Here is a 12,194-nt window from a genome sequence, read left to right on the forward strand (position 1 = left end):
TATTCATATCACTCATGCGGCCACGTTCACGATTTCGCGCTGGCCGCGGGGCGTCACGCGCAGGGCGCGCGACGTGTCCGTACGCTCGATCCACCCGCGTGCCAGCAGGCTTTCGAGCAGCGCCGCGCCGAGCGCCCCGCCCAGATGAGGCTTGCGCTCGCTCCAGTCCGGGCAGGTGCAGGCAAACTGCCGGCGCTTGCGGCGGGTGGCGCCCAGGTCGATGCCAAGCTGCCCCATCGCCTCCGCGCCGGGGGCGCTGAGGTCGACGGTGCTGCCCGACACGATCAGCCAGCCCGCTTCGGACATTCGTTCGAAAAGACCCACCGCAAGTTCCCCGGCCAGATGGTCATAGCAGGTGCGCGCCTGCCGCAGCGCCGGCGGCGCGGTGCGGGAAACCGGCACGGCACGCAGGCGCGGTGGCTGGCTGGCCAGCGACGCCGACGCAAGTGCCTCGATCGCCACGCCAATTTCAGGCGTGGCCAGCCGGTAGTAGCGATTGCGCCCGCGCGTTTCCACGGCCAGCAGCCCGCCTTCGGACATGCGGGCCAGATGGCCACTGGTGGAGGAGGCCGACAGCCCGGCAATCATCGCCAGTTCGCCGGCAGGCCGGGCGCTGCCATCCATCAGCGCCCACAACATGGCCGCACGGCCGGGATCGGCCAGCAGGCCGGCAAGCTGGCTGATACCAGGAGCGTATTCCATAGTTCAGTGCGCAGTGAAATGACGGATGCATTATATAGCGATGTGGGCGCAACTGACCTTGCGCATTAAAGAACTTGCAAAACATTAAGTGCTTGCGAAATGTATTCGCGCAGATGGGTTCCTGGCGCTTTCGGGGCTCGCTCGCAAGGCGCGCATTGCACGAATCTGCCCCTATATCTCTCGCATCCCTTTCCGAGGTGCCACTTCGCCAGGTTGGGGAAGAGGGTCCCCTAGGGGATGAAGTTTCATTGCTTCAGCCCATCACCGGCGCCTTCCCGCGAACAGTCCTGCACGGCGAGAGCTTCTGCCTTTCACGACGTTGCTCAGGCGGATCGCTTCGTACTTGACCTGACTGCGCCTCGGCGGGTCGCCTTCCGCGAGTTGGTTCTTCTCGAAGTGCGTCATGAAGTGAGGCATTGCTGGCGGCCCAGGCAAGGGTGAAAAAATCTGGGCCTGTACACAGCCAGCACACGGGATGTACCCAGTGCTGAAGCATCCGTGGGGAGAGTTTGTTTATTCCTTCAGCGGTGTAACGGAAGTCAAGGCTGGGGCCGAGCGTGAACATCTATTCGCCCTTCTCGGTGAGCCGGGCGGACCGCATAGAGCGGTCGAACAGAGGGGTGTCGAAAACGAGCGTTTATCGAGTTAGTCAATTTTTGCACCGCTTTGGGCGATCAGGTCGACATTCAGTTTGCCTTCCTGCGCGGCGAAGACCTTGAATGAATCGGGAGAAGCCGATGGTGCCGCCTCCTCGCCGCGGCCGGCGAGTTGCTTTTGGACCGATTGTTCTCGCAGGACCTTGGCGCTTGCCGTAAAGAGGTGTTGGACAATCGCCGGAGCCGTTCCCTTGGTGACAAAAAGTCCATACCAGTTGGACAGTTCGTAACCCGGTACGCCCGCCTCTGCGATAGTGGGATAGTTCGGCATCACGGTGGAGCGCTTTGCCGATGTCACCGCAAGGGGATTCAGCTTTCCTGCATCAATGAGCGGTTGGACCGAAGCAGGCGTGGCAAAGCTCAATTGCGCATCTCCGGCAGCAACAGCCTGGCCAGATTGGGCACCGCCCTTGTACGGAACGTGCGTCATGCTGATGCCTGCCATCTTGGCGAAATGCACGGCTGCAAGATGCGTGATTACGCCGTTTCCACTCGACGAGTAGTTGAGCCCCCCGGGCGCCTGGCGCGCTCTCTGAAGCAGCTCGCCCGTGCTCTTGATGCCGCTGTTCTTTCCGGCAACCAGGAGGAGGGGGGCAGTCGTCAGTTGAGTGACAGGGACAAAGTCCGCCGGCGTGTAGCGCAGGTTCTTGTAAAGCGCGTTGTCGCCTCCCATCAGGCTGGCGCCGCCAATGTACAGCGTGTAGCCATCCGCAGGCGACTTTGCGACGTAGTCGGCTGCGATAGTGGTGCCGGCGCCGGGGCGATTGTCGACGACGACAGGCTGTTTCAGTTCTTTGGAAAGGGCTTCACCATAGATCCGTGCGATGGTGTCCGCCGCGCCTCCAGGCGGAAATCCGATGACCAGCCGGATGGGCTTGCTTGGATACGGTTCCTGAGCAATGGCCGAGTTGGCCGGAAGCAGCGTGTAGGCCGATACTGCCGACAGGGTGCTCAATACCGTAAACAACTGTCGTGCACGTGTGCTTGATTCCATAGCGTCTCCTCTCTATTTATAGTGTGCCGGTCTGGTGTCGACCCTGCCGGCTGCGTGACTATGTTGCGTGTCTCGCTTTATCTTCCCCGAAACACGGGGCGGCGTTTTTCCCCGAAGGCCCGACGTCCTTCTGCGTAATCCTCGCTTTGCGCAGCACGGTCTACCAGGGCTTGAACGGCTTCCTCGGTCAGATTTGGATCGGCCGTAGCCAGCCCGTTCAAGATTGCCTTGGCGCCGCTAATGGAGAGTGGCGCGTTGTCAGCGAGGACGGCGGCCGAGGCGCGCGTCTTCGCCAGAACATCGTCTGCGACTTCGTCGATGAGGCCAATCCGAAGACTCTCTGCGACATCGAGCCGGTCACCGGAGAAGAGGATACGTTTGGCATTGGAGATGCCAACCAGCTCGAACAGCCGACGCGTACCTTTGAGGCCGTAGACAATGGACAGGCGAGCGGCTGGAATGGAGAGTTGGGCCTCCGGGACCGCGTAGCGGAAGTCGCACGCCATCGCGAGGTTTACTGCACCCCCCACGCAAAAGCCGTTGATGGCAGCAATGGTCGGTTTCGAGACGTTTTCGATGGCGTCGCAGCAGCCGTCGACGGCGTCCTCGTAGGTCACGACCTGCTCGGGGTTGGAGCGCACAGTCGCAAATTCGGCGATGTCCGCTCCAGCGCAGAAGCTGGGCCCGCCTCCGGTCAGCGCGATGACCCGGACATCGTCTCGTGCGTCGAGTTGAGCCATCGTGTTCCCAATTGCCCGCCACATGGCAAGCGTCAGCGCGTTTCGTTTCTCTGGGCGCTCGATGGACAGAATTGCGAGGCCGTTCTCCACGCGCAGCTTGAGGTCTTCATGGAGGGCAAGGGAGCCGGCATTGCCTTCTGATGTGTGGCTGAGTTCGGTTCTCATGGTGTCTCCATTCAGGACGGAATTGCTTCGGTAACTTCCGCAGCCGAAATGCGGCGGCCGGTCTCTGTCTGAAACACCGCTCCGCTGGAGACGAGCTTGTCGATTTCTTCCTCGGAGAATTGGAACTCACGAAGAATATCCGCGCTGTCTTCGCCGACTCGGGGCGGCGCGCTCTTGGCAACGTGTGTCGTTCCGTTGAACAGAATCGGCAATCCGAGCGCACGCATGGTTTTGCCCTCAGGCCCCTCGACGTCTACAACCATGCGGACCGCCCGTGCCTGCTCATGCTCCAGTGCCTGGCCGACATCGTTCACGGGCCCGGCCGGGATGGATGCTGCGTCGAATCGCTCGAGCCACGAGGCAAGCGTGTCGCTGGCCAACACCTCTTCAATAAGGGCGGCGAGGATCTTTCGGTTGGAATGGCGGATTTCCGAGCTATCAAAGCGCGGGTCAGTTTTCCATTCCGGATGCCCCAGCACGTCTGCGATGCGTTCCCAGTTTGCTTGGTTGGCCCCTCCGATGGCCATCCGGCCATCGGCACAGCGGAAGACTTGATATGGGGCGACAATAGGATGAGCCGTGCCGGATGGCGTCGGGACGATGCGGTGCGAAAAATACCCTGCGGCATACCAGTAGAGCTGCTGCATTGAAGCCTGCAGGAGGGAGGTGTCTACTCGCTGGCCTTTGCCCGTGCGCAGACGATGGATGTATGCAGCCAGAATTCCGACTGCGGCCAGAACGCCTGCATTCACGTCGGCGATCGAGATACCTGGCTTGACTGGCTCGCCGCCTTCTTCACCAGTAACACTGATGAGGCCGCTGAACGCCTGGAGAATCAGGTCGAACCCGCCTTTACTGGCCAGCGGGCCTTCGCGTCCGTATCCTGTAACCGAACAGTAGATGAGAGCAGAGTTCACCTCTTTGAGGACGTCGTAGCCCAGCCCGAGCCGCTCCATCACGCCAAGTCGAAAGTTCTCCGTGAGAACGTCTGCCTGCGCGACCATGCGCAACAGAGCAGCTTTTCCCTCGGGAGACTTGAAATCGATGCCGATGGACCGCTTGCCGCGGTTCAGCATCATGAACGATGGGGGGAGCCCACTATCGCCTTCTCGGCGGTAGTTTCGCGAATCGTCGCCCGCCGGGAATTTCTCGACCTTGTAGACCTCGGCTCCCATGTCGGCAAGCATCAGACCACACGTTGGACCAGCCATAATCTGCGACAGCTCCAGCACTTTCACGCCATGCAGCGGCCGTTCGAACTGCTCGTCTCCTGCGTTCATCTCCAATCCTTTTTGTCGTTTTGCCTAGGCGCCTTCTTCGTTGGCAGCCAGGCGATGCGCCCAGTATAAGAACGCTCTCAAACGAAAAAAAATATGGAATTGGGATCGCTCGATAGGAAATTACGATGGACCTGCCAGTGGCCCCTCTGGCAGCAGCTTGGCTCCCAGCCAATTTCCGTTGTCCAGGAGCTCTTTCAGGATGGCAAGTGTTGTCGCGACCACTACCTCCGCTGCGCGGCTCAAGGGCAGGGCGTCGGATACGCAAAGGGAAATCTCGCGGTCCAGGCGGTATCCGGCAATCGGAAGGGCGGTGATGCGGGTCTGGCGCTGGACGTCGTCGGAGAGGGCGGACCAAGGCAGCACGGTCCAGCCCAGGTTGGCGGCGACCAGGCGAATAAGCATGTCTGTCGCGCTGACCTCGCTGACGAGGCGGAATTTGAGCCGCTTGTCCAGCAGCGCTGCTTCGACCCGTTGTCGGATCGTGCTCGGGGCGCTCGGAAGAATCAGTGGGCTGTCCGCCAATTCCTTAAGTTTCAAGGTCTGGCGGCCTTGCACTGCGCTTTGGGGAAGGACGGCGTAAAGGGCTTCAGTAAATAGAGGAGTGATTTTTGCGCCACGTCTCGGTTGGGCGTCCACCGCGATGGCGATATCGAGCTTCCCGGCGGCCACAAGATCTACGAGCTCCGCGCTGGGCCGCTCAACAATCTCAAGCAGGATCCCGCCACTCGACAGCAATTCCCGCACTAACGGCTCAGCCAGCATCTTGCCGGCGCTTCCCGGGATGCCAATGGCCGTTCGCCCAGTTGGATGGGCGACTTCCTGGGAGACGGCCTGGCGTACGTCCTCATGCTGGCGGAGCAGCGATTTGGCGTAGCCATATAGGACTTCGCCGGAACTCGTTAGCCGCGCGCCGTATACCCCGCGATCCAGCAGCCGCGCTCCCAATTCGGTTTCCAGGTTGATGATTTGCTGGCTCAAGGCTGGCTGAGCAATGCGCAATGCCTCCGATGCCCGCGTCATGTTGCCTAGCTCGGCAATCTTTACGAAGTACTTGAGCTGCTTGAATTCCATGGTTACTGGCCGTCTCCGTGACGACGATGCCTTGTGTCAATCCATAAGCCTACGCGATGGAGTCATTGTTATTCAATATTTTTCCTCGATTGATCTGCTCCCTATACTGCGCCCACAGACAAGTCCGCTGCTGCACCCACTATGCGGACAACAAGAAAGGAGACGCTTCATGACCGCCAGTATTGATGGCTCCGTTGCCGATGCGCCCGCCGCAGCACAAGACCAGTCGCAACGGCGGGTTGTCCTTGCATCCTCCCTTGGTACCATGTTTGAGTGGTACGACTTTTTCCTTGCTGGCTCTCTGGCTGCGCAGATCTCGGCCAACATCTTTTCCGGCGTAAATCCGACGGCTGGGTTCATATTCACGCTGCTCAGCTTTGCCGCCGGCTTCGCAGTTCGCCCCTTCGGCGCACTCGTCTTCGGTCGAATTGGAGACATCGTCGGGCGCAAGTACACCTTCATGGTGACCATTGCACTGATGGGCGTTGCCACCTTCGCCATCGGCTTGCTGCCCGGCTACGCACAGATCGGCATGGCTTCGCCGATACTGTTTGTCGCCATGCGTATGCTGCAGGGATTGGCGCTCGGCGGTGAATACGGTGGAGCCGTCGTCTACGTAGCGGAGCATGCGGGCAACCACGAACGGGGCGCTCGTACTGCGTGGATCCAGGCTACGGCGGCGCTTGGCCTGTTGTTGTCGCTGGCTGTGATTCTTCCCACACGTTATCTGTTAGGCGAGGAGACGTTCACCGCATGGGGCTGGCGCATTCCGTTTTTGTTCTCCCTCTTGCTGCTGCTCATTTCCCTGCGAATCCGCCTGACGCTTCATGAGTCGCCCGAGTTCGAGAGGATGAAGCGGGAAGGCGCGACGTCGAAAGCACCAATTTCGGAAGCCTTCGGGCAGTGGAAGAACCTCCGTATCGTCCTGCTGGCGCTTTTTGGGATGGTAATGGGCCAGGCCGTCGTGTGGTACGCAGGCCAGTTCTACACCATGTTCTTCCTTACCCAGACGCTCAAGGTAGATGGCGGTACCGCGAACCTTCTCATCATCGCCGCGACTATTGTCACGACACCGTTCTACGTGATTTTCGGCAAACTGTCGGATCGGATTGGCCGTAAGCCCGTGTTCATGTCCGGGTGTCTGCTTGCTGCCTTGTTCTTCTTTCCGTTGTTCAAGGCCCTCACGCACTACGCTAATCCGGCGCTGGAGCGTTCGCAGCAATCGGCGCCGATTGCAGTACGCGCTGACCCAGCGACCTGTAGCTTCCAGTTCAACCCGGTGGGGACCGCGGAGTTCAAGAGTTCTTGTGATATTGCCCGTGCCGCCATTGCCAAGGCCGGCCTGAACTACACCTCGGTCCCATCACAGCCTGGCCAGCCAGCCCAAATCGTTGTTGGTCACATTGCAATTGAGAGCTTCGATGGCGGTACGGCTCAGGACGGTGCGAAGACTAAGGCGTTGAATGCATCGCTGAGCAAGGCACTGGCCGATAGTGGGTATCATGTTGGCCCGGCAGATCCCTCTCAGATCAACAAGCCGATGACGGTGCTTGTCCTTATCGCCTTGATGCTGTTTGGCACGATGACCTATGGCCCCATCGCGGCGATGCTGGTGGAATTGTTCCCCTCACGCATTCGGTACACGGCGATGTCCTTGCCGTATCACGTAGGTATTGGTTGGTTTGGTGGATTTTTGCCGGCCACCACCTTCGCGATCTCGGCCGCAGTAGGTGACATTTACGCGGGACTTTGGTACCCGGTTGCCCTGGCAGCCGCCTGCTTCCTCATCTGCGCAGTCTTTGTCAGGGAAAGCAAGGGCATTAACATCTACTCTGCCAGCCAACCGCGCTGATCTTGAAAAACACATATTGGCGAGACAACATCATGCAGTTTGCGGATTCTCAAGGTGTGAAGCTCTTCGTCCAATCGACTGGATCCGGCACGCCTATCGTCTTTGTCCATGAGTTTGCGGGCGACTACCGCAACTATGACGACCAAGTTCGCTTCTTTGGCCCCCACTTCCGGTGCATTACTTTCAATGCCCGGGGATACCCCCCGTCCGATGTCCCCGCAAATGTGGAACAGTACGGCCAGACGTTCGCGGTGGAGGATATCGCGAGCGTCATGCGCTGGGCCGGGGTAGAAAACGCCCACATTGTGGGCGTGTCGATGGGCGGCTATGCCACCTTGAATTTTGGCCTGACGTACCCAGAAAAGGCCCGGTCTCTCACGCTAGTGGGCGCGGGACATGGGTCTGACCCCGCCCGCCGGGAGCAGTTCCTGCGTGATAGCGGTGAACTTGCCGACCGTCTCGTGAACCTTGGGATGGAGCAGGGCATCGTTCACTATGCCAACAGCACCATTCGTCGTCGCTTCAAAGAGAAGAATCCCAAGGGATTCGATCAATTCAATCGCCAGTTCGCCGAACATTCGGCGCTGGGCTCCTCGCTGACTACTCGCGGCTATCAGATGCGACGGCAGACCATCTATGAGCTGGAAGCGAAGATGCGCGAACTGCGGGTGCCGACGCTCATCGTCACCGGCGATGACGACGAGCCCTGCATTGAACCGGCCCTGTTCATGAAGCGCACCATTCCCGATGCGCGCCTTTGGATCGTTCCGCGAACTACGCATGCAGTGAACCTGGAAGAGCCGGAAGCGTTCAACCGGGTGGTCTTCGATTTCATGATGTCGGCTGACAGGAACAGGTAGGAGCACGGCGATGGATCTGCATTTGAAAGGTAAGTCGGTCCTCATCACAGGCGGAAGTCGCGGAATTGGGCTTGCCTGTGCCAGCACTTTCGCGGCAGAGGGTGCGAGTGTCACCATCGCGGGTTCTTCGGCCGACTCGACTGCGCGGGCGCAACGTGAACTGGCAGACAAGCAAAGCATAAATGTCGCGACATTTGTCGGCGACCTGTCGCTACCGGAAGTGCGTCAGGCCCTCGAGGCGCGTCTGGACGAGGTTGACATCCTGGTCAACAACGCAGGTGCGATTCCTGGTGGCGGCTTGACAGCGATGACCGACACTCAATGGCGCGAAGCGTGGGAGCTAAAGGTCTTCGGTTACATCGAAACCACCAGGATGGCTCTTCCCAAGATGATGGAAAGAGGGTCTGGGGTCATTGTCAACGTCATCGGAATTGCGGCGGAGATGCCGCGATACGACTATCTGTGTGGAGCAACCGGTAACGCTGCGTTGTCGACGTTTACCCGGGCCGTGGGCGCTCATGCGACATCCCGCGGCGTGCGAGTGGTCGGCGTACACCCCGGTCCGACGGAGACTGACCGACTCGTAGAGCTTTACAAGGCGAGGGCGAAGGAGAAATTTGCCGACGAATCGCGCTGGCAGGAAATGCTCCAGCATCTTCCTTTCGGAAGAGCTGCGTACGCAAGCGAAATGGCAGACCTAGTGGTCTTCCTGGCGTCGGAGCGCGCCTCGTACCTCAGTGGCGTAGTCGTCGACGCAGACGGAGGGGCTCGGTATGCGTGATGCGACTCGTGCGGACTACCCCCACTTGGCGAGTGTACAGACACGCTGGATGGACAATGACGTCTACGGGCACGTCAATAACGTGACCTATTACAGCTACTTCGATACCGCCGTAAACCAATACCTCATCGAACGCGGGGTGCTTGATACTCATGGCGGACGCGTGGTTGGCCTCGTCGTCGATACCGGCTGTTCGTATTTCCGATCCCTTGCGTTTCCGGACCGGCTGCAGATCGGTGTTCGGGTGTCGAAGTTGGGCAACTCAAGTGTCCGATATGAGGTGGCGGTGTTCCGCGAGGGGGAGGAAGTCGTCTGCGCTGCCGGCCACTTTGTCCACGTCTATGTGGACCGCAAATCGAACCGGCCGGTGTCAGTACCCAACGAAACGCGTCAAGCGTTGTCGCACCTGCTCTGAAAAGCCACCGCCTAGTCGGTTGGACCCGGGCATTGTGGCGGACGAACGCCAGACTTCGGCTTACGAAAGACAGTGGCCGGCGCAGCGCATCTGCAGCGTTCTGACCGCATTTGTTGCGGGCGTCGCTGGTCTGCTGTTCACCGGTACAGCGGGCGCCCATGGCGGCGGCCTGGATGCCGATGGATGCCACATGGTTTGCGGGTCATAGACATCACAATCAGTCTTTGCAGCATTGCGTGGATCGGAATTCGGCAGGGGTTGACGGTTTGGGGAACTCGCCTACAGGCTGCCCCAATATCGAGGCACCTGCTCAGTGGTGATGAACTCGCTACGATCCGAATGGCACCCGTCATGCTGCTGATGTGGGTGTTCTTCTTCAATGAGCAAACAGTTCGCGGAGCCGTTTTCACCAATGCGCCGTCGCTGATTCTGACTTGCGAGAAGCTCGAACGGAGACCTACGCAAACAATGATCGGCGGCTGCGATCTATGACGCCGCCAATGATGTCAACGCGGCGGGAGAGAGCGGCCACAAGTTGTCCGCTTTCCTGATTGGTGACTACTTCTTCTCCAAACGGACCGACACGTGCGTCGCGGCGACCTCCAACACCTTTGCCGACCAGGTGGCTTTGCGGAGTGCACCGCTCTGGGGTCGTACCGCAACCGCTTGATAAGGTCTTCCGCGGGTCCACTGTTCCAGCGAGAACGAACCGAGGCGGAAAACCGCAGCTCCTACGCCAATCGCAGATCCCGCAACATATCAAGGACGTGTTGCGTGGAACGCTCAACATACCCCGCACGATGTGCAATGCCGAGCCGACGCCACAACACCGGGCGCAGCGGACGCATGACAATGCGTTTGTCGGGCGATGGCGCGGTCGCCTCATGGGGCAACAGCGCGGCGCCGTAACCTGCCGCTACCAGACTCTTGATCGCGTCGTTGTAGTTGAGCTGAATGCGAGGCGCGGGATGATACCCCCCGGTCGCAAACCACTCCATAGTCAGGCGTGAAAGACGCGTGGTCGCGTCATTGAGAATGAGAGGTCGGGCAGCGAGCCATTCAGGTGTGACGCGGGCCGGGCACTGCCAATGCGCCGGTACAAAGGCCATCACGGGGTCGCGCCTCCAAGGCTTGATCACGAGTCCGGCCACCGGGGGCTGGGGCAGAGCGACCAGTCCAACGTCCAGCGTCCCATCCGCCAGTCGGGACAACGTTTCATGTGAAGTCAGCACTGCAACTTGAATGTCGATAGCGGGATGGTGCTGGCGCAGCACTTCAAGCGCTTGCGGCAACAGGTGCGCGATCGCGCCAGTCGACGCACCGAGCCGCACGCGCCCCTCGAGCCCCTGCACCTGGCGTTGAATATCGTCTAACGCCCGCTCCGTATCGGCCAACAGTCGGCGCGCGCGCTCCACCAGCACCTCTCCTATCGCCGACGGCTTGACATGTCCGCGCTTCCTTGACAGGAGTGGAGCCCCAATGCGTTCTTCAAGCTCGGCGATATGGAGGCTAACCGTTGGTGGCGCCAGGTGCAATGCACGCGCCGCCTCGGCAAAAGATCCGCGGTCTGCAATGGCGACCAGAGTGCGCAAGCGGTCCAGGCTGATCTCTCGCATGTCGGCGTCCAAGTTCAGGAAAACTGAATGTTCATGTTATGAAATTCAACTTTCTATATTGTAGCGGCCCATGGATCATAAGGGCTCGTTCTTCGTTTTGCTTCTCGCAACCCACAGTCAGCGGAGTATTTCACGTATGAGCTCTCCCGTTGTTTTCATCGACGGCGACCAAGGCACCACCGGGTTGCTAATCCACGAACGGCTGCGTAACCGGACCGACATCAGACTCATCACGCTTGCTGCTGCGGAGCGCAAGGATTTGCGGCGTCGCGCAGAAGCCATCAACGCCTGCGACATCGCCATCCTCTGTCTGCCGGATGCCGCCGCGCGCGAGGCAGTGGCCACGATTGTCAATCCTGCGGTTCGAGTCATCGACGCAAGCTCCGCCCACCGTACCCAGCCGGACTGGACGTACGGATTTCCGGAGATGATGGCGGGGCAGGCTGAGAGCATCGCAAACGCACGTCGGGTCACCAACCCCGGGTGCTATCCGACCGGTGCGATTGGCCTGCTGCGTCCGTTAGTGCAGGCTGGGCTCATACCGGGCGATTACCCCATCAGCATTCATGCGGTATCCGGCTACTCCGGACGCGGACGCGCCGGCGTGGCGGAATATGAGGGACCGGGAGCCTCCAACGCGCCTTCATACCAGGTCTATGGCCTGGAACTCGCGCACAAGCACACGCCGGAGATCCAGCAGCACGCCGGGCTCGCGCAGCCTCCCATTTTCGTTCCTGCATACGGAGCGTTCCGCCAGGGCATCGTGCTGACCGTGCCGCTGGCGCTGCGCCTGCTGGCACCTGGCGTGAATGGCGACACGTTACATGCCTGCCTCGCGCGCCACTATTCCGGGGCGGACCACGTACATGTCTTGCCGCTGGAAGAGTCGCGCGTCCTGACGCACCTGGATCCGCAAATGCTCAACGGTACGAACGACATGCGCTTGAGCGTATTTCCTGGCATGGAGTACGGGCACGTCCTCCTGTCTGCGGTGTTCGATAATCTTGGGAAGGGCGCATCCGGCGCCGCGATTCAAAACCTGAACCTGATGCTTGCGTAGCA

Annotated in this window: 11 protein-coding genes; 5 read left to right on the top strand and 6 right to left on the bottom strand. The window is 60.1% G+C overall.

The genetic code is table 11. From position 1 onward, the window contains the following. Window positions 1-12: 12 nt before the first annotated feature. From SB751_RS21315 to SB751_RS21335, 5 genes are all read right to left on the bottom strand, one after another. On the bottom strand, window positions 13-702 hold the full coding sequence (locus SB751_RS21315; RefSeq protein ID WP_144197692.1) for an ArsR/SmtB family transcription factor: 690 nt from the start codon (window positions 700-702) through the stop codon (window positions 13-15). 645 nt (window positions 703-1,347) lie between these two features. Beyond that, a complete protein-coding gene (locus tag SB751_RS21320) occupies window positions 1,348-2,352 on the bottom strand; it encodes a tripartite tricarboxylate transporter substrate binding protein (RefSeq protein WP_144197693.1) in 1,005 nt (334 codons plus the stop codon). 77 nt (window positions 2,353-2,429) lie between these two features. After that, window positions 2,430-3,257: an enoyl-CoA hydratase-related protein gene (locus SB751_RS21325; RefSeq protein ID WP_250025613.1), complete on the bottom strand. Its 828-nt coding sequence runs from the start codon at window positions 3,255-3,257 to the stop codon at window positions 2,430-2,432. A gap of 11 nt (window positions 3,258-3,268) precedes the next feature. Next, a complete protein-coding gene (locus tag SB751_RS21330) occupies window positions 3,269-4,537 on the bottom strand; it encodes a CaiB/BaiF CoA transferase family protein (protein WP_144197695.1) in 1,269 nt (422 codons plus the stop codon). Between the two features lie 120 nt (window positions 4,538-4,657). Further along, on the bottom strand, window positions 4,658-5,608 hold the full coding sequence (locus tag SB751_RS21335; protein ID WP_144197696.1) for a LysR substrate-binding domain-containing protein: 951 nt from the start codon (window positions 5,606-5,608) through the stop codon (window positions 4,658-4,660). Window positions 5,609-5,777: 169 nt separating this feature from the next. On the opposite strand from SB751_RS21335, the gene SB751_RS21340 reads away from it, so the two are divergent. The 4 genes from SB751_RS21340 to SB751_RS21355 are packed head-to-tail and all read left to right on the top strand — an operon-like array spanning window position 5,778 to window position 9,516. Then, on the top strand, window positions 5,778-7,460 hold the full coding sequence (locus tag SB751_RS21340) for an MFS transporter (RefSeq protein ID WP_144197697.1): 1,683 nt from the start codon (window positions 5,778-5,780) through the stop codon (window positions 7,458-7,460). Window positions 7,461-7,492: 32 nt separating this feature from the next. Continuing rightward, a complete protein-coding gene (locus tag SB751_RS21345; protein ID WP_144197698.1) occupies window positions 7,493-8,320 on the top strand; it encodes an alpha/beta fold hydrolase in 828 nt (275 codons plus the stop codon). A 10-nt stretch (window positions 8,321-8,330) separates the two neighbouring features. Further along, window positions 8,331-9,101, top strand: a complete 771-nt coding sequence (locus SB751_RS21350) for a short-chain dehydrogenase/reductase (RefSeq protein ID WP_144197699.1) — start codon at window positions 8,331-8,333, stop codon at window positions 9,099-9,101. Further along, on the top strand, window positions 9,094-9,516 hold the full coding sequence (locus tag SB751_RS21355) for an acyl-CoA thioesterase (RefSeq protein WP_409558935.1): 423 nt from the start codon (window positions 9,094-9,096) through the stop codon (window positions 9,514-9,516). Before SB751_RS21350 ends, SB751_RS21355 begins: the two co-directional genes overlap by 8 nt. 731 nt (window positions 9,517-10,247) lie before the next feature. Here the strand turns inward: SB751_RS21355 and SB751_RS21360 are convergent. Continuing rightward, the gene (locus SB751_RS21360; RefSeq protein WP_410748520.1) at window positions 10,248-11,132 is read right to left on the bottom strand and encodes a LysR family transcriptional regulator; all 885 of its coding nucleotides are present in this window, start codon (window positions 11,130-11,132) and stop codon (window positions 10,248-10,250) included. A gap of 136 nt (window positions 11,133-11,268) precedes the next feature. Between SB751_RS21360 and argC the strand changes: the two genes are divergently transcribed. Next, window positions 11,269-12,192 (top strand): N-acetyl-gamma-glutamyl-phosphate reductase, encoded by a 924-nt coding sequence (argC, locus tag SB751_RS21365; protein ID WP_144197702.1) that lies wholly within the window; start codon window positions 11,269-11,271, stop codon window positions 12,190-12,192. Window positions 12,193-12,194: the final 2 nt, after the last annotated feature.

The organism is Cupriavidus sp. SIMBA_020 (assembly GCF_046535395.1).
Classification (GTDB): Bacteria; Pseudomonadota; Gammaproteobacteria; order Burkholderiales; family Burkholderiaceae; genus Cupriavidus; species Cupriavidus campinensis.